Source organism: Apibacter raozihei, from assembly GCF_004014855.1.
Taxonomy (GTDB): domain Bacteria; phylum Bacteroidota; class Bacteroidia; order Flavobacteriales; family Weeksellaceae; genus Apibacter; species Apibacter raozihei.
Genome location: NZ_CP034930.1, coordinates 1,173,402 through 1,195,274 on the forward strand (window position 1 = coordinate 1,173,402; position 21,873 = coordinate 1,195,274).

General features: G+C 32.4%; 24 protein-coding genes. 14 read left to right on the forward strand and 10 right to left on the reverse strand.

From position 1 onward, the window contains the following. Positions 1 to 3 precede the first annotated feature (3 nt). The 4 genes from EOV51_RS05380 (at position 4) to EOV51_RS05395 (ending at position 3,671) form a co-directional block, all read left to right on the forward strand. Positions 4 to 1,425: a glutamate synthase subunit beta gene (locus tag EOV51_RS05380; protein ID WP_128150643.1), complete on the forward strand. Its 1,422-nt coding sequence runs from the start codon at positions 4 to 6 to the stop codon at positions 1,423 to 1,425. A gap of 104 nt (positions 1,426 to 1,529) precedes the next feature. Next, positions 1,530 to 2,447 (forward strand): DMT family transporter, encoded by a 918-nt coding sequence (locus tag EOV51_RS05385; RefSeq protein WP_128150645.1) that lies wholly within the window; start codon positions 1,530 to 1,532, stop codon positions 2,445 to 2,447. A 5-nt stretch (positions 2,448 to 2,452) separates the two neighbouring features. Then, positions 2,453 to 3,163, forward strand: a complete 711-nt coding sequence (pnuC, locus tag EOV51_RS05390; protein ID WP_128150647.1) for a nicotinamide riboside transporter PnuC — start codon at positions 2,453 to 2,455, stop codon at positions 3,161 to 3,163. Between the two features lie 151 nt (positions 3,164 to 3,314). Further along, the gene (locus EOV51_RS05395; RefSeq protein WP_128150649.1) at positions 3,315 to 3,671 is read left to right on the forward strand and encodes a hypothetical protein; all 357 of its coding nucleotides are present in this window, start codon (positions 3,315 to 3,317) and stop codon (positions 3,669 to 3,671) included. A 7-nt stretch (positions 3,672 to 3,678) separates the two neighbouring features. Here the strand turns inward: EOV51_RS05395 and rlmN are convergent, their stop codons facing one another. Together rlmN and queA are read right to left on the reverse strand one after the other, a co-directional pair. After that, a complete protein-coding gene (rlmN, locus tag EOV51_RS05400; RefSeq protein WP_128150652.1) occupies positions 3,679 to 4,719 on the reverse strand; it encodes a 23S rRNA (adenine(2503)-C(2))-methyltransferase RlmN in 1,041 nt (346 codons plus the stop codon). Positions 4,720 to 4,735: 16 nt separating this feature from the next. After that, on the reverse strand, positions 4,736 to 5,785 hold the full coding sequence (gene queA, locus EOV51_RS05405) for a tRNA preQ1(34) S-adenosylmethionine ribosyltransferase-isomerase QueA (RefSeq protein WP_128150654.1): 1,050 nt from the start codon (positions 5,783 to 5,785) through the stop codon (positions 4,736 to 4,738). Positions 5,786 to 5,949: 164 nt separating this feature from the next. Between queA and EOV51_RS05410 the strand changes: the two genes are divergently transcribed. Beyond that, positions 5,950 to 6,480 carry an META domain-containing protein gene (locus EOV51_RS05410; RefSeq protein ID WP_128150656.1) on the forward strand — a complete coding sequence of 177 codons (531 nt, stop codon included), beginning with the start codon at positions 5,950 to 5,952 and terminating at the stop codon, positions 6,478 to 6,480. Positions 6,481 to 6,582: 102 nt separating this feature from the next. Here the strand turns inward: EOV51_RS05410 and EOV51_RS05415 are convergent, their stop codons facing one another. From EOV51_RS05415 to EOV51_RS05440, 6 genes are all read right to left on the reverse strand, one after another. Next, complete coding sequence (locus EOV51_RS05415) at positions 6,583 to 7,446, reverse strand: glycoside hydrolase family 25 protein (protein WP_128150658.1); 864 nt, start codon at positions 7,444 to 7,446, stop codon at positions 6,583 to 6,585. Between the two features lie 114 nt (positions 7,447 to 7,560). Then, positions 7,561 to 8,781: a porin gene (locus EOV51_RS05420; protein WP_128150660.1), complete on the reverse strand. Its 1,221-nt coding sequence runs from the start codon at positions 8,779 to 8,781 to the stop codon at positions 7,561 to 7,563. A 322-nt stretch (positions 8,782 to 9,103) separates the two neighbouring features. After that, positions 9,104 to 9,739 carry a guanylate kinase gene (gene gmk, locus EOV51_RS05425; RefSeq protein ID WP_128150662.1) on the reverse strand — a complete coding sequence of 212 codons (636 nt, stop codon included), beginning with the start codon at positions 9,737 to 9,739 and terminating at the stop codon, positions 9,104 to 9,106. 3 nt (positions 9,740 to 9,742) lie between these two features. After that, positions 9,743 to 10,603: a YicC/YloC family endoribonuclease gene (locus EOV51_RS05430; RefSeq protein ID WP_128150664.1), complete on the reverse strand. Its 861-nt coding sequence runs from the start codon at positions 10,601 to 10,603 to the stop codon at positions 9,743 to 9,745. Between the two features lie 56 nt (positions 10,604 to 10,659). Continuing rightward, positions 10,660 to 11,904 carry a metallophosphoesterase gene (locus tag EOV51_RS05435; protein WP_128150666.1) on the reverse strand — a complete coding sequence of 415 codons (1,245 nt, stop codon included), beginning with the start codon at positions 11,902 to 11,904 and terminating at the stop codon, positions 10,660 to 10,662. A gap of 13 nt (positions 11,905 to 11,917) precedes the next feature. Then, complete coding sequence (locus tag EOV51_RS05440; protein WP_128150668.1) at positions 11,918 to 13,000, reverse strand: 3-oxoacyl-ACP synthase III family protein; 1,083 nt, start codon at positions 12,998 to 13,000, stop codon at positions 11,918 to 11,920. Positions 13,001 to 13,107: 107 nt separating this feature from the next. Here EOV51_RS05440 and EOV51_RS05445 point away from each other — a divergent pair, with 107 nt between their 5' ends. The 6 genes from EOV51_RS05445 to rny all read left to right on the forward strand — a co-directional run bounded on the left by EOV51_RS05445 (position 13,108) and on the right by rny (position 17,729). Then, the gene (locus EOV51_RS05445; RefSeq protein ID WP_128150670.1) at positions 13,108 to 13,674 is read left to right on the forward strand and encodes a hypothetical protein; all 567 of its coding nucleotides are present in this window, start codon (positions 13,108 to 13,110) and stop codon (positions 13,672 to 13,674) included. A 42-nt stretch (positions 13,675 to 13,716) separates the two neighbouring features. Then, positions 13,717 to 14,439: a bifunctional demethylmenaquinone methyltransferase/2-methoxy-6-polyprenyl-1,4-benzoquinol methylase UbiE gene (ubiE, locus tag EOV51_RS05450; RefSeq protein WP_128150672.1), complete on the forward strand. Its 723-nt coding sequence runs from the start codon at positions 13,717 to 13,719 to the stop codon at positions 14,437 to 14,439. Next, positions 14,440 to 15,225 carry a type IX secretion/gliding motility protein PorT/SprT gene (gene porT / locus EOV51_RS05455; protein WP_228427741.1) on the forward strand — a complete coding sequence of 262 codons (786 nt, stop codon included), beginning with the start codon at positions 14,440 to 14,442 and terminating at the stop codon, positions 15,223 to 15,225. 81 nt (positions 15,226 to 15,306) lie between these two features. After that, positions 15,307 to 15,600, forward strand: a complete 294-nt coding sequence (locus tag EOV51_RS05460) for a hypothetical protein (RefSeq protein WP_128150674.1) — start codon at positions 15,307 to 15,309, stop codon at positions 15,598 to 15,600. Between the two features lie 3 nt (positions 15,601 to 15,603). Next, positions 15,604 to 15,879, forward strand: a complete 276-nt coding sequence (locus tag EOV51_RS05465) for a cell division protein ZapA (protein WP_128150676.1) — start codon at positions 15,604 to 15,606, stop codon at positions 15,877 to 15,879. A 278-nt stretch (positions 15,880 to 16,157) separates the two neighbouring features. Next, a complete protein-coding gene (gene rny / locus EOV51_RS05470; RefSeq protein ID WP_128150678.1) occupies positions 16,158 to 17,729 on the forward strand; it encodes a ribonuclease Y in 1,572 nt (523 codons plus the stop codon). A 44-nt stretch (positions 17,730 to 17,773) separates the two neighbouring features. On the opposite strand, the gene EOV51_RS05475 is transcribed toward rny, so the two are convergent. Further along, complete coding sequence (locus tag EOV51_RS05475; RefSeq protein ID WP_128150680.1) at positions 17,774 to 18,346, reverse strand: anthranilate synthase component II; 573 nt, start codon at positions 18,344 to 18,346, stop codon at positions 17,774 to 17,776. Between the two features lie 45 nt (positions 18,347 to 18,391). Between EOV51_RS05475 and EOV51_RS05480 the strand changes: the two genes are divergently transcribed. Continuing rightward, positions 18,392 to 19,369, forward strand: coding sequence for an aminodeoxychorismate synthase component I (locus EOV51_RS05480; RefSeq protein ID WP_128150682.1), 978 nt, complete (start codon positions 18,392 to 18,394; stop codon positions 19,367 to 19,369). Then, a complete protein-coding gene (locus tag EOV51_RS05485; protein WP_128150684.1) occupies positions 19,353 to 19,952 on the forward strand; it encodes an aminotransferase class IV in 600 nt (199 codons plus the stop codon). The genes EOV51_RS05480 and EOV51_RS05485 overlap by 17 nt, the downstream gene beginning before the upstream one ends. 9 nt (positions 19,953 to 19,961) lie before the next feature. Here EOV51_RS05485 and pdxA read toward each other — a convergent pair whose 3' ends face one another. Then, a complete protein-coding gene (pdxA, locus tag EOV51_RS05490; RefSeq protein ID WP_128150687.1) occupies positions 19,962 to 21,050 on the reverse strand; it encodes a 4-hydroxythreonine-4-phosphate dehydrogenase PdxA in 1,089 nt (362 codons plus the stop codon). Positions 21,051 to 21,255: 205 nt separating this feature from the next. On the opposite strand from pdxA, the gene EOV51_RS05495 reads away from it, so the two are divergent. Beyond that, entirely contained in the window at positions 21,256 to 21,840 is a 585-nt protein-coding gene (locus tag EOV51_RS05495) for a riboflavin synthase (protein WP_128150689.1), read from the forward strand. The last annotated feature ends 33 nt before the right edge of the window (positions 21,841 to 21,873 follow it).

Here is a 21,873-nt window from a genome sequence, read left to right on the forward strand (position 1 = left end):
AAAATGGGAAATCCTAAAGCATTTTTAACAGTATATAGAAAAGAAGCCGGTTATCGTCCAAAACATGAAAGGATTTTAGATTATGGCGAAGTAGAGCAGACATTAAACACAGAAGATCGCCTGTTGCAGGCATCACGATGTATGGACTGCGGAGTTCCTTTTTGCCAGTATGGTTGTCCATTAGGAAATAAAATGCCTGAATGGCAGGATTTTATTTATAAAGGAAATTGGAAGAGAGCAGCACATAGTTTACAGTCTACTAATGATTTTCCCGAATTTACGGGAAGGGTATGTCCTGCGCCCTGTGAAAAAACCTGTGTATTAGCCATTGATGATTCACCGGTTACTATTCGGGAGAATGAAGCAGCAGTAATGGAACATGCGTATTCCGAAGGACATATGAAACCTCAGCCTCCATTGGAAAGAACAGGCAAAAGAGTTGCCGTCATAGGGTCAGGGCCGGCAGGAATGGCAGTAGCCAATCAATTAAATAAAAAAGGACATATGGTAACTGTTTTTGAAAAAGAAAATAGTATAGGTGGACTTTTGAGATATGGTATTCCTGATTTTAAACTCAATAAAAATATTGTACAAAGAAGGGTTGAGCTAATGAAAGAGGAAGGAGTTGAATTTGTGACCAATACCGAAGTAGGGAAAGATATTAAAAGTTCTGAACTAGTTGCTCAGTTTGATGCGGTTTGTATAGCTATAGGTTCTCAGGTGCCTAGAAATCTTTCCATTGAAGGAAGAGAGCTGGAGGGGGTTTACTATGCTATGGAGTACTTAACTATGCAAAATAAGCTTATTGCCGGAGAAATGGTTCCTGATGAGCAATTAATTAATGCAAAAGGTAAAAATGTATTAGTAATAGGAGGAGGAGATACCGGATCAGATTGTATCGGTACGGCAAACAGGCAAGGAGCAGCTAATGTAATCCAGATTGAAATTTTACCTAAGCCCAAAGAACTTAAAGAAGTTGAACATAGATGGCCGATTCCTTTTCCGGTTTATCTTAAAACCTCATCTTCTCACTTAGAAGGTAGCAACAGACGATGGGCACTAAATACCAAAAGATTTATTGGAGAAAACGGAAAGCTAACAGGTGTAGAACTTGTTGAAGTAGAATGGGGGAAAGATGAGACCGGAAGAATGATGCTAAATGAGACCGGAAACTCAGAAACTTTGAAAGTTGATTTGGTTTTTTTAGCCTTAGGATTTGTTCACCCTATACAGGAAGGATTTTTAGAAGAAATGGAAATCATTATGAATGAAAGAAAAAATATTCATACGGATGAGTTAAGAAAAACTAGTGTTGATAAAGTGTTTGCTGCCGGAGATTGTGTCAGTGGGCAATCTTTAGTAGTATCCAGTATTGCTCATGCAAGAAAGACAGCTGAGCATATCGATCAGTTTTTAAAAAGCTAAATCCTTAAAATTTAATTTTATTCTACAGAAATTATTTTACTGGCAGTTATATTTTATAACTGCCAGTATTTTTTATTTTTGCATCTAATTAGATACAATATTCAGTGATTGCAAAAGGAAAAGAAATTAGATATCATTTACTGGCTTTAATAACAGCTGTAATTTGGGGAACTACATTAATATCAACTAAGATTTTAATATATAACGGATTGACGCCAACTGAAATATTTTTTTTTAGATTTTTAATGGCTTATCTCTGTATATGGTTCTTTTCTCCCAAAAAATTTTTATCAGAAAACTGGAAAGATGAATTTTATTTCGGGCTATTAGGTCTTTTCGGAGGATCGTTATATTTTATAACAGAAAATATGGCATTAGGAATAACTCAGGCTTCCAATGTTTCTCTCATTTTATGTACAGCTCCTTTACTTACAGCTCTTTTGTCTTTTTTAATCAATAGAAAAAACGAAAAACCAACCACCAAACTCATATATGGTTCATTACTGGCTATTATTGGAGTAACTTTAGTAATTTTTAATGGTAGCTTTATATTAAAATTAAATCCTTTGGGTGATTTTTTAACTGTTGCGGCAGCTTTTTCCTGGGCCTTTTATAGTCTGATTTTAAGAAAAATGGAAAATAGATATCCTATATTATTTATCACAAGGAAAGTCTTTTTTTACGGAATTATAACTCTTGTTCCCTTTTTTATATACGAGCCTATTAGCATTGATTTAAAAATTTTATTTAGACCTGTAGTTTATATAAATTTATTGTTTTTAGGAATTATAGCCTCCATGCTATGTTTTTTCATGTGGAATACAGCAGTTAAAAATTTGGGAGTTATCCGAACATCTAATTATATTTATATAGTGCCTTTAGTTACTTTGATAACTTCTGCCGCAATTTTAGGCGAAAAAATAACCCAGATAGCAATTGCAGGTTCTATCTGTATATTAGCGGGTGTTTATCTGGCAGAGAATGGAGTTAAAATAAAATACGTACGGAAGAAGGTAAAATAAAATGTATGGAAACAAAAAATAGAAATCATTATTTATCTTTAGAGAAAATTTTCAGAATTCTATGGTATGCAGTTGCCTTTGGAATTACCTTATATTTAGGCTGGGAGATGTGGGAAACCGGGAAACAGCCTTTCACGGCAGTCTGTATTTTTGTTCTTACCGTATTTTTAGGGTATATGTGTGTAAGTGTTTTAGTAGGGCGTTCACCCATATGGTCAAACGTATTAGGTATGTCTGCCAATGTAGGAGAAATTTACACTCAGTATTTATTTGGTAATTTAGGATTAGCTGCAAGTAGCTTATATTACTTTATTACTCATATCTTAGGTTTAAGTCTCTGGACCCAAAAGAAAAATCAGGATAGGCAAGGCAAGGTTAAAATATCAAAAATTAATTATACAAGTCTTGTTCTAACTATCTTGTTCTGTGTACTAGGAGTATTAATTATGTATTTCTGTGGAGAAACAATTATAGGCAAAGAAACCAGTTTCTGGTTATTTATATTAAATTGTATAGCCTTTGTCATTGGAGTGTCTGCACAGTTCACTATGATCATGAGGCAACCCTTTTCCTGGATTCTTTGGTCTGTAAGTAATCTCATATGGTTTACCGTTAACCTACTCTCCCATAATTATATTTTCGCCGTTCAGTCGGTATTATATGAAATCAATGCCTTAATTGGGGTTTATAAATGGTATAAAGAATCCGGAAAATAAATTTTTATTGTTAAAGTTTATTTCAGATTTTATATCTAAACAATTTATATTGAAAAGAATGTAATTAATTTTATGTTTACTGCGTTTAAAAACAATTTAGAAATTAATTAAATTTAGTATTTTTATAAAATAATAGTAATAAATTATAATTATGAGTTTTTTTTTAAATAATAAAATTACTTCTTCTATAGCATTTGTGCACATCTATAAATGTTCCTCAGCAAGCGATTTGGAAAACACCATAGATCTGGCTTTAAGAGGTGAAAAATACAAAAAAGTTGACAGTGCAAAAGGTTTGGTATATGTTAAAGGAGATCGGGTATTACGACTCTTATTTGGAGCATTTGTAAAGTATTTTAAATTTAAGGTTCTTATAAAACCCGAGGGAGAAAACACTTATTCTGTTGCAGTATCCTCTGTATCCAGCGGATTTTCAGGAGGTGTTATCGGAGTAAGTCAAATTAGGACGGAAACACAGAAATTAGAAAAGCTCTTTCAGAATATTTGATATAACTTTAATGCTTATTGGCTAACTGCCCACAGGCTGCATCAATATCTTCGCCCCGGCTTTTTCTTACTTTAGCAGTAATTCCGTTTTTCTCCAGAAGTTGGATATAGCGTTCTGTAATTTGGTTGGAAGCCTGATTATAGCCTCCTTCCTCAATAGAATTATATTGAATCAAATTGACTTTAGACGGTACTTTTTTACAAAATCTTACCAGCGCCTGAATATCTTCGTCAGTATCATTAATCCCTTTCCATACAATATATTCAAAGGTAATTCTGCTTTTTGTTTTTAAGTACCAATACTGTAAAGACTCCATAACATCTGATAAAGGAAATTTAATGCTGAATGGCATTAATTGATTTCTCTTACTTTCTATAGCTGAGTGAAGAGATAAAGCAAGACGAACTTTTAAATTTTCATCTGCCAGTTTACTAATCATTTTAGGTATTCCGGAAGTGGATACAGTAATTCTGCGAGGTGACATGCCTAACCCTTTTTCATCTGTTATTTTCCGTATAGCTTCGGTAACAGAGGGATAATTAAGCATGGGTTCACCCATACCCATAAAAACAATATTAGAAAGAGGCTTTTCATGATACTCTCGGCTTTGCTTATCTATCAAAACCACCTGATCTACAATTTCAGCAGGAGTAAGATTTCTCATTCTGGAAAGTCTTGCCGTTGCACAAAAGGTACAATCAAGACTGCATCCAACCTGAGAAGATACACAAGCTGTCGTTCGGGTAGAAGTTGGAATCATTACCGATTCAACCACATTGCCATCATGAAGCTTTACCGCATTTTTTATAGTTCCATCTATAGACCTCTGCATAACGTGTATTTCTGCAGGATTTATAATAAAATGTTCATCCAGTTTTTCTCGTAAAGATTTCGACAGATTGGTCATATCAGAAAGAGAATGAGCATTTTTATTCCACAACCATTCATATACCTGACGGGCACGAAACGCTTTTTCACCGATAGATGAAAAGTAAGCCTCAAGTTCATGTAAACTTAAGGCTCTTATATCTTTTTTAGTTGTGTTCAAAATATAATCCCGTATGTTATATGATTAGCATAGCATCACCATACGAATAAAATTTATATCCTTCTTTAATAGCTTCTTTATAAGCCTTCATAATCAGATCATAACCCGCAAAAGCTGCGATCATCATCATTAAGGTTGATTTAGGTGTATGAAAATTGGTAATCATAGCATCTGCAATACCAAAATCGTAAGGAGGAAATATAAATTTATTCGTCCATCCATCATAGGGATTCAATCGTTTATTAGCAGATACAGAAGTTTCAATAGCCCTCATCGAGGTCGTACCCACAGCACATACACGATGTTTACTTTCAATTGCATTATTAACTATTTTGCAAGTTTTTTCATTTATACTGATTTGTTCGCTTTCCATTTTGTGCTTGGAGAGGTCTTCAACTTCTACAGAAGCAAAAGTTCCTAATCCAACATGTAAAGTAACTTCAGCAAATTCAACGCCTTTAATTTCCAGCCGTTTAAGTAAATGTTTCGAAAAATGTAATCCGGCAGTAGGTGCTGCTACAGCTCCTTCTTCCTTTGCATAAATAGTTTGATAACGTTCAGCATCATCAGCATCCGGTTTTCTTTTAATATATTTTGGAAGTGGTGTTTCCCCTAGTTCTTTTAATTTTCTTCTGAATTCTTCATAAGAACCATCAAATAAAAAACGTAAAGTTCTTCCACGGGAAGTGGTATTATCTACTACCTCAGCTACCAGACTATCATCTTCTGTAAAAAACAGTTTATTACCGATTCGGATCTTTCTGGCAGGATCTACCAATACGTCCCAAATTCTTGATTCAGCATCAAGTTCACGAAGTAAGAAAACTTCAATTTGGGCTCCGGTTTTTTCCTTGTTGCCATATAAGCGAGCGGGAAAAACTTTTGTATTATTCAAAATAAAGACATCTCCTTCGTCAAAATAGTCAATGACATCTTTAAATAATTTATGTTCAATTTCCCCTGTCTTTTTGTGTACCACCATTAACCTTGCCTCATCTCTGTTTTCCGCAGGTCTTTCAGCCAATAACTCAGGGGGTAATTTAAAATCAAAATCTGAAGTCTTCATTTATAAATATTTTCAATTTAAGTTTGCAAATATACAATATGAAACACCCTAAAGTCAAGTATTTCTTAATATAAGCTTCCTCAAACATATTTTAATCAGAAGATTCTAAAGATTTGGCAGGTTTTTTGTTCTCGAATGCGCATTAATAGTAATATAACTAAATTATGAAAAATGTTATGCAAATAACAAATAAGTATTTGAAATTGTCTTTAATTCTTGTATTTCTGATAATGCTTTATAATTGCGGAACGCATAAAAATGAAAAAAGGGACAATAATGAAATTGGTGGAAGTGAAAAGGTAATTGCTGGTTCAGAGTTTTCCTTAGTTGAAACTTCAAACTCGGATTTTCTGTCAATTGATAATATAAAGTCTAAAGATACCTGGGAGTTGGTTAAAATGAACGGTAAGTCTGCGAAAGATTTATTTGATAAAGTTCCCACCTTAAGTTTTGACAAAGCAGAATCACGAGTACAGGGGTTTGCCGGATGTAATCGTTACAGTGGTGGTTTTGCATTGGAAGGAAATAAATTTATAATATCCAGACTCGTAACCACCCGTATGATGTGTCAAAATAAAAATGATGAATACGGATTTACTCAGGCAATGGAAAGTGTAAACATCGCAAAATATGAAGGCAACAATTTGTTTTTGTTTAAGGATGGACAGTTGATTTTAGAATTTGTAAAAAAATAAATTTCTTGTGTTTTTCGGATATTTCCGATAAATATTTTTGAATTTTTAAATAATTATACTTAGTTAAGATCAGAGAAGGCCAGTTGTTTACTGGCCTTTTCCTTATTTTATAGTTAGCTTTTCCAACTGATTCGTATTACCATTAAAAATATTAATATCTACAAAATTACTTGTAATACCCTTAATTATACCTTTTTCCGAAAATTGCCAGAAAGACCATCGGCTATGCTTAGGACTATTTCTGGGATTGTAATTTGCAACCCAGATAGGGTATTCTGTCAAATCCATATCTGCAATATGATGAATAAAATAGGCATCATTGGAATAAATAATAGGTTTCACCTGATACTGTTTTTCAATTAAATGTAACCAGTTGGTTATGCCTTTTTTTAATAATTCCAAAGACTGGTTTTTGGGTAACTCTTCAATATCAAGAACTGGTGGAAGATCTCCTTTTTCAAGAGTTACCGTTTTCATAAAGTTTTCAGCCTGATCGGTTGAGTTTCTATTTACATCATAATAGTGATAAGCTCCTCTTAAAAGATTCTTATTTTTAAGATTTGTCCAGTTTTTCCTGAAAAAAGCATCTTGAACATAAGCCCCGCGTGTAGCCCTCACAAAAACGAACGAAATGGGAATATCATTTTTAATATACTTAACACTGTCCCATGCAATATTTCCCTGATGTTGACTTATATCTATTCCTATCGCATGAGATCTGTATCTATTAATTATCGAATGAATTTTTAAAGCTTCAGATTCAGGCCTTAATTTTTCCAGATTTTTATATCCATACTCTCTTTCTTCAAATTTACCTTTGATTATGAAATAGTACATGGTAAATGTAGTTCTGAAAAAGAAAACAAGTGCAAGTAAAAGAATAATTCCTGTAAGCCAATAATAAAATTTATAGCTTGGATTTTTTAGGTTTTGATTCTTCGTTGTTTTCTTTGTCCTTTTTTTCATAAGGAATTTTTACCATTTTTTAATTTTTCTGGAAAATAAAATCTTCAAGACATCAAATTTATAAAACTTGTTTTAAAATCATAATTATTTTATGCATTAAATAATTGTCGATATTTAAAATCTTGCCTGTAACTGAATAGTAAGTAAATTGCTGTTGTAAAAGGATGTTGAAGGGATATTTTTTTTGTATCGATCCATTTGCATGGCGATGACAAGACGAAGTTTATAATTCTCAATAAACTCAAAACTTAGTGCAGGTGTTACTGAAGTTTTTTTATTATCGTTTAACTTATTTACTTCCCATTCCTCAATTCTACAAGAAAACTCTACAGAGTGTAAATATTTTCTTTTTGCCTCATATCTGAGATTAGGTAAAATAAACCAGCCTTGCATGATATAGTCGTTTATTTTATAAGTAGATACATTAGAAGCCTTTAAATATTCATTGTGATTAATTGCTTTTCCCCCTTGACCTTGAAGAAATAAAGACCATTGAGAAGCAAGAGGAATAGTGCTGGTGATGTCAATAGCTCCCATATAGACATCTTTCTTCATCACTCGTCCCCAGCTACCGTTTATGCCGATTTCTAATTTGTATTTTTTATAAAGATTAAATGCATCTCGGGCAATAAATAACTTTCCATTGTCAGTATCCAGTTTGTTTTTTCCATTTCCATTGACAATAGCAACTGAATATGACATGGGTATTTTGCCAATATCTACGCTTCCGGAAACATCCATTCCGACTTGGAAGCTTCCCCAACCATTTGCACCTAATGAATAATATTGATTTGAAAAGTCCAATGATTTTACTATATCAACAGGTATTATATTTTCAGGACCTACTAATGGACGGAATTGTCCTATACGAAAATTTAAATATTTATTATACTTAAATCCTAGATAAGCATTTTCCAATACACGGGTTTTAGTATCAGATTTAAAATCAGCAAAATTGGTGAGTACATTAATTTTGATTTTGGGCGTTATCTCTGCCTGAACAGATAAGCGGGCTCTTCGTATGTCAAACGTATTGCTTGAATGGTCCTGATCTCCAAAATGTATACCGTTATGAGCTATTCCAGAACTTAAGCTGCTAATAAAACGAGTCTGAAACATACCTCCGATTGAAACCTTATTCAACACAGTTTTGATAGTATTGCTTTGTTTCTCTTTCTTCCTATTTACGGATATTGAATCTTCCAGAACACTTATTCGTTTTTCAAGATTTGAGATTCTTTCTTCATCCAATGTCTGGCTCAGCATTTGGTAATTAAGCAGTGGAAGTAATAAAAGGAAAAAGCAACGAATAGATTTTACAGCATTTTTTTGCATATGAATTTTTTATAATAGTTAGTTTATAATAGTTAAACAAATCAATAAAAAATTTATTATAACATTAAAATATAATTATTTTAAATAAATTATTGATTAAAAATAATATTATTATAAAACTAATAAATATGCGTATTTAATAAGATGATTATTCTTAATAAATTTAATATACCTTACTTAAATTACATATAGTTTATAAAGTAATTACGAAGTCTAAATAAATTTTAATATAAATGTCGATACTGGATGTATGTAAAATTATTATATAAAAGAAAAACTGCCGTTTGAATAGGCAGTTTTTGTGTATTTTTAATATAAATAATTATTCGGATAAAAATGAAGTAATTAATTTATGTGCTTTATTTTTTGCTTTTTCTAAATTATCATTAACAATAACATGATCAAAATTATTTGCGAAAGAAAGTTCCTGATCAGCCTTTTCTATGCGCATTTTTAAAGTTTCTTCATTTTCAGTATTTCTACTGCGTAATCTTTCTTCTAGTTCTTTTAACGAAGGAGGAGCTATAAATAAAGCAAGCGCACGATCACCAAACTGTTTTTTCAAATTTAAGCCGCCTTGCACATCTATATCAAATATTACATGCTTTCCTTGATTCCATAAGCGATCGATTTCTGTATGAAGTGTTCCATAAAAACGATTTTTATAAACTTCTTCAAATTCAATAAATTCTTTTCCTTCAATTTTTTCCCTAAATTCAGTCTCAGTCAGAAAGTAATAATCCTTTCCATCCGTTTCATTCTCTCTTTTAGGCCTTGTAGTACAAGATATTGAAAATGATAGTTCAGGTATAACCGATAATAAATATTGTACAATTGTAGTTTTACCTGCTCCTGAAGGTGCAGATAAGATTATAAGTTTTCCTTCAATATGTTTACCCGGTAATAGCTCTTTCAACTGTAAAGTGTCATTTCCCGGTTTGTGGTATACCAATGCCATGATTTATAAAACGTTATTAATTTGTTCTTTAATTTTTTCAAGTTCGTCTTTCATCAGGACTACCAGTTTCTGGATTTCAGGATGATTAGCTTTTGAGCCGATAGTATTAATTTCCCTACCCATTTCCTGAGAAATAAATCCTAATTTTTTTCCTGCCTGAAAATCGGTATCCATAACTTCGAAAAAATATTTACAATGTTGCTTCAATCGTACTTTCTCTTCATTAATGTCCAGTTTTTCAATATAATATATCAATTCCTGATGAAATCTTTGCTCATCAAACTGTACTTGTAAATCCAAAAGCTGTTTTTGCAATTTGCTACGGATACCATCAATTCTTTCCGTTTCATATTTTTCAATCTCAGTAAGTAAATTTAAAATATTGTGCGCATATTCTTGAAGTACCTTTTCTAAAGAACCTCCTTCTTCCTGCCTGAACTCGTTTACTTTTTGAAGAGTAGAGGTAAGACAATCAATGACAAGTTTCCATTCGGCATCGCTTATTTCTACTTCCTGATTGGTAAATACTTCAGGCATTCTTACTGCCATTTTCAGAAAATCCAGTTTTGAACCCTCTATATTTAGTTCTTCCAGATTAGCAATGTATCCCTGTACAGTATTTAAATTTATTCTGGAGTTATTATCAGCGCTAAGATTTTCAATAGCTATAGAAAAATCGACTTTTCCTCTTAATAATTGATCTCCGATAATTTTTCTTAATTCAAGCTCTTTATTTCTATATCTGGGAGAAATCCTAACAAATAAGTCTAAAGATTTGCTATTTAATGTTTTTATTTCGATAGATATTTTTAAACATTCAGTATTAACTTCTGATTTACCGTAACCGGTCATTGATTGCAACATATTAATTCTATTTTTATGTCAGAAAATTATAATTTCTAAGGTAGTGAAAGACAAAATTAACCTTTTTTTAATTCTATTAAAGTAATTTCTGGCCATATTCCCACTCTTCCAGGAAATCCGATAAATCCAAAACCTCTGTTTACGTAGAGATAACGATCATTTTCACGATATAGCCCGGCCCATTTTGGATATTGGTATTTAACCGGAGACCATTTTATAATACCTGGTATTTCAACACCGAATTGCATTCCGTGTGTGTGACCCGATAAAGTTAAATGCATTTTTTTAGGAAATTGTTTAATCTTATGATCAAAATGAGAAGGATCATGGGAGAGAAGGATGTTAAACTCTCCGTCATTTATATGTTCAGTTGCCTTTTGAAGATCTCCGTCTTTAGGGAAATGACCTCCGGCTCCCCAATTTCTGACACCAATTAAGTTAATGGTATCATCTCCTTTATGAAGCCTTACAGATTTATTCATTAATAAATCCCATCCAATTTCAGAATGATATTGATGTAATTTTTCAATATTTTTCTCCTGAGCGGATTTATTTTCAGCACCAAAAACATAAATTCCATAATCATGGTTTCCTAGAATTGAATATTTCCCATCTTTGGATTTAATAGTTTTGAGTAAATTCAGCCAAGGTTTTATTTCATCAGCATAATTATTAACAGAGTCACCGGTAAAAAAGAAAATATCTGGTTTTTGTTCATTTAATAACTGAATTCCTTTCTCAATTTTGTTATAATCTTTTATGTCAAAACTGCCCATGTGAATATCAGATAACTGAGCTATTTTATAACCGTCAAAAGAGTCAGGTAAATCCGGAAAAGACAAGGTTATTTTCCGCACTCTGAAATCAAATTTACCCCATACAATTCCTTCAATAACTGCGAAAAAAGGAATGCTGGCCAGCCCAAGCCCTAAAGTACTTATTGCCTTTCTTCTATCAGGATAATAGCTGGAGTTTTCTCTATGATTTTCAGCCCTCTTGGTTGTTTTTTTAAAGATATAAAAAACAAAACGGTAAATATCCTCTATGATAAGAACAGACGATAAAACAAGCTTGGGAAGATAAGTAAGTACAAAAAATCCCATTAAAAATTGAACCTGAGCTCTGTTGTTTCTATCTATATACATCGACCAAACAAAAATAATAAGAAAGGAGCTGATAGAAAAAGCAATCCATATCCTTCGAAATATTTTTTTCGATGTAAGTGTTTTTATTGACTGATAAGAGTAATATTCTATAATCAGAGATACAAAAAATAAGACTCCAATTAAGGTTTTTGCCATAAAATAATTTTTTCTAAGGCATTCTGTACAGAATGGCATTAATATTCATGCCTGCTCCCACAGAAGCAAAGATCACCAAATCTTTAGAATTTAAACTCTGATTCAGAAAATTCCCTTTTATCATCATGTCATACATGGTTGGTATAGTTGCTACAGAAGAATTTCCGAATTTTTGAATAGTCATTGGGGCAATGCCTTCTGGAATTGAGTTTACACCTAGTCCGTAAAGCTTGAAAACCCTTTGTAACATAGCATGATCCATTTTAGCGTTTGCCTGGTGGATTAATACTTTATTAATATCAGTAATTGAATATCCAGCTTCATCTATTACTTTTTTAATTACCTGAGGTACATAAGTTAAAGCATATTCGTAAATTTTGCGTCCCCTCATACGTATGTTGGCTTTCGAGCCAATGTAATCAGGATTCAGCGAAGTGTCAGTTATCAAATAGCCAACTTCATCCCCGTTATCGCTTCGTGTATAGTGATTTAAAATACCTATTTCCTCATTAATTTCTCTGGATTCGAGTACCACACCCGCAGCACCATCGGAAAATATCATACAATTACGATCATACGGATCGACAGTTCTGGATAATGTTTCTGAGCCAATAACCAATATTTTTTTAGCTATTCTGGCTTTAAGAAGTTGATCCGCCAGAATCATGCCCTCATTCCATCCGGGGCAACCAAATGTCATATCATACGGTCTGCACTGCAAATTTTTAATACCCATTTTGTGTTTAGTAAGAGCTGAAATAGAAGGCATAATTCTGACCTGTCTTTCATTAGCATCAATATCACCAAAATTATGTGCGACTATAATATAGTCAAGCTCTTCCTTATCTATTCCTGCGTCTTCTACAGCGAGTCTGCCGACTTCTGCGGCTAAGTCGGAATTCATCACATTAGGATCGTCAACATACCTCCGCTCCGTTATTTCGGTAATATCCGCAAATTTCTGAATGATTTCTGGAGTTGGCTTGGTAATTGGCTCTCTGTTTTCATCATAAAATGTGATTCCTTCAAAACTACTGTTCGGAACAATCTTTTTTGGTAGATAAGAACCGGATCCTATTATAATACTTTTCAACATATGCTTTTACTATGAATGTATGTTACTAGTTAAAGAATTGGACAAATTTATGCAATAAATACTAATTAATCTATTATATTCTTACCTTTGTGTTTAAAAAATAAATTATGTCCGATAAAAAATCATTGATGGGGTTATTCATAGCTGTCATACTATCTATAATTTCTTTCTTTGTTTACAAAATATTTATCGAGAAAAAAGATTCTTTTTTACTGGATAATCCTACAGAAAAGAGTATTGATGTTTTTTTAAATGGAGATAAGTATGTTCTTGCTCCTGGGCAGACTTTAGCAGTAGCAGTTAAAGACGGAAGAAATACGATATCCTCATCAACGGATAAGGGAAGTTTGATTTTAAAAGATACTTTTTTTAATGTGAGGAGAACTGATAGGGGACTTATTAATCCAACACTATCTGTGTATTACTCTTTTCGCCGGTATTACGGACATATCAAAAATATTGATTCTTTATACAAGATTCACAAAACGGTTATTGACGGAGATGAATTTGTTGGAGAAATCAAAAGATATAATCATTTGGTAATTGAAAACTTTTATTACAATGTAAATCAAAATTTTCCTAAAGTAATTAACAAAGTAGATTCTGTAGAATCAAGAGTTAAGCTTTTCAGGAAAAATCAATTTTTGGATTTTTATCAAACAAGTTTTAAATAAAACTGCTATTTTTGCAACTCACTGAAAGAAAAATTGTTTCCTATGTCTAATATAGTTAAGCCTTATAATGATACCGATAGTAAAAAGAAGCAAGTGGAGGAAATGTTCGATAATATTTCTGAAAACTATGACTTTTTAAACAGATTGCTGTCATTCAAAATAGACATATATTGGAGAAATCAGCTTGAAAAGAAAGTAATTGCTTTTAAGCCGGAAAGAATACTTGATGTTGCAACCGGAACGGCTGATTTAGCTATTGAGCATGCTAAGAAAACCCAGGCAAAAGTAACAGGTTTGGATTTATCTCAAAAAATGCTTGATTATGGCCAGGTTAAAGTTAATAAAAGTGGCTTTAAAGATAGAATTAAGCTAATAAAAGGCGATGCAGAAAACCTTCCGTTTCATGAAGGTGAATTTGATATGGTAACAGCCTCTTTCGGAGTGCGTAATTTCGAAAATCTGGAAAAGGGAATCTCTGAAATGTCCAGAGTACTTAGAGATGGCGGTAAATTGCTGATTTTGGAATTTTCTAAACCTTCAGGTTTTTTTGCTCCGTTTTTTATGTTTTATTTTAAGAATATTCTACCTGGAATTGGTAAATTAATTTCTGGTGATTCTAAAGCATATACTTATCTTCCCAATTCAGTCGACACTATGCCTTACGGGGACAAAATGACCCGTCTGATTTTGAAAAACGGCTTTAAAGAAGCTAAGTTTAAAAAGTATACTTTTGGCGTTGCAACTATTTATGAGGGAATAAAATAAATGAGTAAAAAATACGTTTCACCTACTATGAAGAAGATTGTCACTTTTGCGTTGTTAATGCTGTATTTTACGGGAAATGCACAGTTCCGTACCAAAGAGGTTTTGGAAAGATATACGGATTTCGATGAGCAACCGTTTTCCTGGGGATATTATCTGGGTGCTAACTATTTTGATTTAAAACTGCATCCGAGTGAAGAAGGGCTTGAACAATCTGGACGATTTTTAGTTAATGCTGACACTAAAGCAGGATTTACTGTAGGTTTAATCGGGCGAATGAGAGTTCATGATTATGTAGATTTACGGTTGGAGCCAGCTATGCATTTCGTGCAAAGAGATTTAATTTTTCATAATGTTCAGAAACTTATTGATCAGGAAGTTGCTAATGGCATGACACCTAGCTATACTGAGCAGGATATTTACAGGAATGTCAAATCTACATATTTAGATTTTCCTTTATTTCTTAATTTTCATGGTGATCGATGGAAAAATACCCGCCCATATGTACAAGGTGGTATCAGTTGGTTGATTAATTTACAGTCCAATGAGAAGAAAGAGCAGGATAATTACGATCAGATTTTCCGAATGAAAACCCATAACTTTTCATACCAATTAGAAGCAGGAATTGAAATTTACTTTAAAAGATTCAAAATGACTCCTGCAGTCAGAGGAATATTCTTCTTCAATAATGAATTGGTGGCAGATAACCCGGGAACTCCACCTTACTGGGCCGGAGCTTTAAAATCCATACACTCCAGAGCCTTTGTCTTTTCGGTAAAGTTTGAGTAAAACTACAAAATAGTTACAATTTTTTTCAAAGAATTTTATATATTTGCGCCAGAGTTAGAATGGTAAATGTTTTCATTACCTATGGAAGAGATAATTCAAGAATTAAAAAGATTGGAGCTTACAATCCTCGAATTTTCTAAAGAAAATCGGGAGTTGAAAGATAAGTGTGAATATCTGGAAGTGTCTCTTTCGAAAAGTGAAGATAAATTTATTCTTAAAGAAAAACAATATAAAGAATTAGAAGAGCAAAATAGAAGATTGAAGGTTATTAATGCAGTTTCAGGAAGCGGAGAATACAAAAAAGTGATGAAATTGCAGATGAATAGAATGATTAAAGAGATAGATTCATGCATTGCTGAATTACAGAATACTTAAAAAATGTCGCAGAAAGTAAACATACGGGTAGCAGGAAGAAATTATCCGCTGGTTGTACAGGAAGATGAAGAACAAGTGTTAAGAAATGCAGCTAAAAGATTAGAAGAATATGTGGTTCGGTTTGAAAAAAATTACAGCATATCTGAAAAACAAGATGCATTAGCTATGAGTGCTTTGCAGCTTGCTTCTGAATTAGAGAATCTACTTAAAGAGAAAACAAAGGAACAGGAAGAAATTTTGCTTAGAATAAAAAAAATTAGTAACTTAGTTACTGAATAATACGGAAACATTTCTATTTGATCTTATAAATAAAATATATGTAGAACAAAATATCCTACATTGATTCTAACTCAATTTGGTAAACTCAACGCAAATTGACTGACAGAGTGATTTGTTTTTTTTAATGGCGGGCTGCCTCTCATCTTTAGGGATGATTTGATTTTATATCAACAGCAGATTACAAAGAAAAAGCATAGCTTAAATCCTGATTAATGGAGTTTACTCAAATCAGTATATTAGAATTGATGTAGGTTTTTTTATATAAATAATATATAGTTATGGATGCAACGATAATAATAGAGTTGATAGCAACCTTGTTTGTAGGTGCAATTATAGGTTTTTTCCTATCAAAAAGTTCTTTGAATAAATTCAGAGAAAATAAAATAAGAGAAGCAGAAGAAAGAGCCAAGGTAATTGTTAAAGAAGCGGAATTAAAAGCCGAAGCTGTAAAACAGGAAAAAATGATTCAGGCAAAAGAAAAATTCTTTGAATTAAAAGTTCAACACGAAGAACAGATTAATCAACGAGAGAAAAAAATGCTTGAAGCTGAAAAAAGAATTAAAGACAAAGAAACTAAACTAAACGAAGAACTGCATCAGAACAATAATCAAAAGAAACAGCTTGAACAGGCTGTTCAAGATAATACTATAAAAGCAGAGACGCTAGCTAAAAAACAAGAGGAACTCAATCAGATGCACGTGCAGCAGGTAGAGATGTTGGAAAAAATTTCCGGTTACTCTGCGGAAGATGCTAAAGCAGAATTGGTAGAGGCTTTAAAACAGGAAGCCAGAACCCGTGCACAAGCTCAAATACAAGCTATAGTAGAAGAAGCTCAGTTAAATGCAAAAGCAGAAGCGAAGAAAATTATTGTACAAACCATTCAAAGAGTGGGTACAGAACAGGCTATAGAAAACTCAGTTTCGGTTTTTAATATTGAGTCTGATGAAATTAAAGGACGTATCATTGGTCGTGAAGGACGTAATATTCGTGCGTTAGAGGCTGTTACCGGTGTTGAAATTATTGTTGATGATACTCCCGAGGCTATATTGTTATCTTGCTTTGATCCGGTAAGAAGAGAGGTTGCCAGACTTTCCCTTCACCGTTTAGTAACAGATGGAAGAATACACCCGGCAAGAATCGAAGAAATCGTAGCAAAAACGCAACAACAGATCGAGGAAGAGATTATAGATATAGGTAAAAAAACTATTATAGATTTAGGAATACATGGATTGCATCCTGAGTTAGTTAAGACTGTAGGGCGTATGAAATATCGTTCCTCTTATGGTCAGAACCTTTTACAGCACTCCAGAGAAGTTGCAAATATTGCAGGAATTTTAGCTTCTGAGTTAGGGCTGAACGCAAAAATAGCTAAGAGAGCTGGTTTATTGCATGATATAGGTAAAGTTCCGGAAGAAGAATCTGAACTTCCGCATGCTATATTAGGTATGCAATGGGCAGAAAAGTACGGAGAAAACCCGACAGTATCCAATGCAATTGGTGCCCACCATGATGAAGTTGAAATGAAAAGCTTGATAGCTCCAATAGTTCAGGTAGCTGATGCTATAAGTGGTGCAAGACCCGGAGCCAGAAGACAGGTAATCGAATCTTATATACAACGTCTTAAAGATTTAGAAACAGCAGCATTAAGTTTTGATGGTGTTAACACAGCTTTTGCAATTCAGGCAGGTAGAGAATTACGGGTGATGGTTCAAAGTGAAAAAATTGATGATCAGAGAGCCTCTCAGTTATCTTTTGAAATTAGTGAAAAAATTCAAAATGAATTAACCTATCCCGGTCAGGTTAAAGTAACTGTAATTCGTGAGACCAGAGCTGTTAACATAGCAAGATAATATTCTAAAAAAATTATATATAAAGGACGGTTTACCGTCCTTTTTTATTTTAAATGTAACCAGTTATTAATAATTACCTTCCCAAAATCAGTCATATAAGACTCAGGATGAAATTGAAGACCTATAATATTAAACAGATTATGAGAAATTCCCATAATTATTCCTTCTTTATTTTTCGCAATGACAGTAAAATCTTTAGGTAATTTTCTTGGATTTGCAGCCCATGAATGATACAAGCCCACATCTATAGCGTTAGGCAGATCAGCAAATAATAATTCGTTATTTTCAATATATACTTTTTCCTTTACACCGTGTTTTACTTTGGGGAGATTATAAAGGCTTCCTCCGAAATGTTCTACAATAGTCTGATGGCCGAGACAAATGCCTAAAATACTTTTAGTTGTTGAATATCGGTTAAGAATTTCCGATAATAGCGGATATCTCTTTGGAATATCTGGACCTGGTGAAAAAACTAATTTATCAAAAACCTCTAACTCATTTATATTTATCTGGCTGTAAGGAATGACTTTAATCCTGCAACTTTTATTTTCATCAAATAATTGATAAAGATTGCCGGTAAAAGAATCATGATTATCGATTAAAGCTATGTTGACCATGTCGGGGCACAAAATTAAATATTATTTTTGTTATTTATAAATTCTATGAAAATATCACATGTTGTTAAGGAAAAAATGAACCTACTTGGACAAAAGAAAATTCCTTTTGTCTTTATAATAGACTATCATGAAGATACTTCAGTAGTTATACCTTTAAGTGAAATTAATACAGACATGCTCTTGTATGATTTTGAAGGTATTTCAAATACTGAAAGCAAGACTATTAAATCTGAAAAATCAATTCAGCTGGAAGTGTTTCCAGTTGATTATACAACTTATTTAAATCAATTTAACAGAATACAGCATGAAATTGCTTCTGGGAATACATATTTGCTCAATTTAACCACTTCTACACCCATTAAAAGCAAATATAGCCTTAAGGAGATTTTCCACTGCGCAAAAGCTAAATACAGGCTTTGGCTTGATGATAAATTTGTGTGTTTTTCTCCGGAAACTTTTGTGAAAATAATAGATAATAAAATTTTTTCTTATCCAATGAAAGGAACAATAGATGGAAGTATACCTAATGCTGAAAGTATAATTTTGTCTGACATTAAAGAAAGCTCTGAGCATTATACGATTGTGGACTTGATAAGAAATGATTTAAATTTAGTTTCTAAAAATGTTACAGTAGAGAAATTTCGATATATTGAAAAAGTTGAAACTCAGAATGGAAGTATTTTGCAGGTAAGCTCACGAATAAGCGGAATCTTGAATAATAACTGGAATATGCATATAGGAGACATTTTTGATAAACTTTTGCCAGCCGGCTCAATATGTGGAGCTCCTAAAGAAAGAACTATTGAAATAATTAATCTGACAGAAACACATTCCAGAGGTTTCTATACGGGGATTGCCGGAATTTTTGATGGTAATACGGTGAATAGTATGGTTATGATTCGTTATATTGAAAAAAACGATAATAATTATTATTATAAAAGTGGGGGAGGAATAACCTCTATGAGTGATGCAAGAAAAGAATACGAAGAATTAATACAAAAAATATATGTGCCGGTTTATTGAAACTATATTAGTTAAAAATAATAAGTTGGAAAATATTGACTATCATAATTTTAGATTAAATAAAAGCCGATATGATTTCTTTAAATTATCTGATATTTTAAAAATTGAGAATGAAATATCAGTTCCTGACGAATTAAATAAGAATGAAATTTATCGTTGCAGAATTATTTATTCAGATGTTATAGAGAGTTATGAATTTATTCCTTATATAAAAAAGGAGATTAAAACGCTACAATTAGTAATTAGTAATACTATAGAATATAATTATAAATACGAAAATCGTTCCTGCATCGAATTGCTGAAAAAAGATATTGATGCGGATGATATATTGATTTTAAAAAATGGTTTAATAACTGATACCTCAATAGCAAATATAGTTTTTAGGAAAAATGATGATTGGTTTACACCTAGAATTCCTTTGTTAAAGGGTACCCAGCGAGCTAAGCTGATAGATGAAGGAAAAATTAAACCGATAGATATAGCTGTAAAAGATATTCATGCATTTGATGCTTTTGTAACGATAAATGCTTTGCGTCCTTTTTGTGAAATGGAAAGTTTAAGTTGCGATTTTATAAATATGTAATCTGTTTTTTTATATTTCTTCTCCATCCAAAGGAAGATCTTCATCAATATCAATACCTTCTATTTTAGTTTTTTGTAAGGCATTAGCTTTTAATTTGATATATTCTTTTCGATTTTTATAAATGGATATGGCTTCAAATATAGCCTGCTCAAATGATTTGGGCTGAGCAACATTCTGGCCTGCTATGGAATACTCTGCTCCATGACTGGGTGCTGTCCTAATAAAGGATAATCCGGAAGTAAATTTAACTCCATATTCAGCTGTAATAGTATTAAATGGTATTATTCCCTGATCATGGTACATGGCTAAAATAGCATCAAATGCCGTATATTGTACTTCTGAGAAGAAGCTGTCTGCTGAATACGGGCCGAATGCTAAAATTCCTCTATCAAAACTCTCTTTTATGGCAGGCTGTATAATTGTAATTTCTTCTTTTCCGAGCAATCCGTTATCTCCGGCATGAGGATTTAAACCTAGTACAGCAATTTTGGGTCTTTCAATACAAAAATCTTGAACAAGTGTTGTATTTAGAGATTTTATTTGTTTTTTTAGAACCTCTTTATTTAGTTTAGGAGCTACTTCAGATAAAGGAAGATCGTGTGTAGCCAATGCTATTCGTAAATTCTCATTCTCAAGTAGCATAAGAGCTTTTCCTCCTAAAGCATCTGACAGGAATTCTGTATGCCCGGGAAATTTGTATTCTTCCATTTGCATAACTTCTTTATTTATCGGAGCGGTAACTAATACATCAATTGAGCCTTTTTGTAATGATTCCAAAGCAGCATTTAATGATGATTGTGCCATTTGCGCACCTTCAGCAGTAGGTTGCCCAAACTCTATAGTTACATTTTCTTTCCAAAGATTTACTACATTTATTTTACCATGTATTGCTTCTTCAGGTTTAAAAATTCCCTGAAAATGCATGGAGTTTAGTCCGAAAATGTTTTTCTGATATGACATTAATTTAGTAGAGCCAAAAATAACAGGAGTGAAAAAATCAAGAATTTCCTTATTTTGTAAGGCTTTAAGAATTACCTCTACACCTATTCCATTAGGATCACCTACACTAATTCCAACTTTTATCCTATTATTTTTCATCACAGATTTTGCTATATTATATTGAGAACAAAATTAAAAAAAATAAACGTTGAAACGTCTTATTAAAAAGAAAATTTAAGAGGAAGATTCCTGTTCTAAGACTTTTGTGCAGCCACAGTTCAACTCGAAGGATACAATTGTATTATGCTAATTACTTTAAATGTGTTTAAAATATAGTAATTTTGAGTAAAAAATAAACAATCTCATGTTTACAGGAATTATTGAAGCTACAGGTAAAGTAATTGATATCGAAAAGCAAGAATCTAATTTATTGATTTCCATATCAGCTCCTTTTTTAACTGAATTAAAAATAGATCAAAGTGTTTCTCATAACGGAACATGCTTAACAGTAATAGATATCAATGAAGAATGTTACCGTATAACTGCAATTGCTGAGACTCTGAAAAAGACTAATTTTTCAGAATTAAAAGTCGGTGATATTGTAAATCTGGAAAGATGTGTTAAGGTTTCGGATCGTCTGGATGGTCATATCGTTCAGGGACATGTAGATCAGATAGGAGTTTTAGAATCAGTAGAAAACCAAGATGGCAGTTATCTGTTGACTTTTATTTATGAAGGAGACAGCATAACCGTTGAAAAAGGTTCAATAACTGTAAATGGCATCAGCTTGACAGTAGTTAATAGTCAAAATAACCAATTTTCTGTTGCTATTATACCTTACACCTGGGAAAATACTAATTTAAAAAATCTTAAAGTCGGTAATAAAGTTAATCTTGAATTTGATATTATAGGTAAATATGTTCAGAAGTTATATGCCTATAAAATTTAATGAAATAAACAGTTCAAAGGATTCTAAATTTAG

Bases quoted from the DNA above. Each gene is read 5' to 3' on its own strand.
- EOV51_RS05380 (WP_128150643.1), top strand. From the start codon at position 4: ATGGGAAATCCTAAAGCATTTTTAACAGTATATAGAAAAGAAGCCGGT.
- pnuC (WP_128150647.1), top strand. From the start codon at position 2,453: ATGGAAACAAAAAATAGAAATCATTATTTATCTTTAGAGAAAATTTTC.
- EOV51_RS05395 (WP_128150649.1), top strand. From the start codon at position 3,315: ATGAGTTTTTTTTTAAATAATAAAATTACTTCTTCTATAGCATTTGTG.
- queA (WP_128150654.1), bottom strand. From the start codon at position 5,785: ATGAAGACTTCAGATTTTGATTTTAAATTACCCCCTGAGTTATTGGCT.
- EOV51_RS05410 (WP_128150656.1), top strand. From the start codon at position 5,950: ATGAAAAATGTTATGCAAATAACAAATAAGTATTTGAAATTGTCTTTA.
- EOV51_RS05415 (WP_128150658.1), bottom strand. From the start codon at position 7,446: ATGAAAAAAAGGACAAAGAAAACAACGAAGAATCAAAACCTAAAAAAT.
- EOV51_RS05420 (WP_128150660.1), bottom strand. From the start codon at position 8,781: ATGCAAAAAAATGCTGTAAAATCTATTCGTTGCTTTTTCCTTTTATTA.
- gmk (WP_128150662.1), bottom strand. From the start codon at position 9,739: ATGGCATTGGTATACCACAAACCGGGAAATGACACTTTACAGTTGAAA.
- EOV51_RS05430 (WP_128150664.1), bottom strand. From the start codon at position 10,603: ATGTTGCAATCAATGACCGGTTACGGTAAATCAGAAGTTAATACTGAA.
- EOV51_RS05435 (WP_128150666.1), bottom strand. From the start codon at position 11,904: ATGGCAAAAACCTTAATTGGAGTCTTATTTTTTGTATCTCTGATTATA.
- EOV51_RS05440 (WP_128150668.1), bottom strand. From the start codon at position 13,000: ATGTTGAAAAGTATTATAATAGGATCCGGTTCTTATCTACCAAAAAAG.
- EOV51_RS05445 (WP_128150670.1), top strand. From the start codon at position 13,108: ATGTCCGATAAAAAATCATTGATGGGGTTATTCATAGCTGTCATACTA.
- ubiE (WP_128150672.1), top strand. From the start codon at position 13,717: ATGTCTAATATAGTTAAGCCTTATAATGATACCGATAGTAAAAAGAAG.
- porT (WP_228427741.1), top strand. From the start codon at position 14,440: ATGAGTAAAAAATACGTTTCACCTACTATGAAGAAGATTGTCACTTTT.
- EOV51_RS05460 (WP_128150674.1), top strand. From the start codon at position 15,307: ATGGAAGAGATAATTCAAGAATTAAAAAGATTGGAGCTTACAATCCTC.
- EOV51_RS05465 (WP_128150676.1), top strand. From the start codon at position 15,604: ATGTCGCAGAAAGTAAACATACGGGTAGCAGGAAGAAATTATCCGCTG.
- rny (WP_128150678.1), top strand. From the start codon at position 16,158: ATGGATGCAACGATAATAATAGAGTTGATAGCAACCTTGTTTGTAGGT.
- EOV51_RS05475 (WP_128150680.1), bottom strand. From the start codon at position 18,346: ATGGTCAACATAGCTTTAATCGATAATCATGATTCTTTTACCGGCAAT.
- EOV51_RS05480 (WP_128150682.1), top strand. From the start codon at position 18,392: ATGAAAATATCACATGTTGTTAAGGAAAAAATGAACCTACTTGGACAA.
- EOV51_RS05485 (WP_128150684.1), top strand. From the start codon at position 19,353: ATGTGCCGGTTTATTGAAACTATATTAGTTAAAAATAATAAGTTGGAA.
- pdxA (WP_128150687.1), bottom strand. From the start codon at position 21,050: ATGAAAAATAATAGGATAAAAGTTGGAATTAGTGTAGGTGATCCTAAT.
- EOV51_RS05495 (WP_128150689.1), top strand. From the start codon at position 21,256: ATGTTTACAGGAATTATTGAAGCTACAGGTAAAGTAATTGATATCGAA.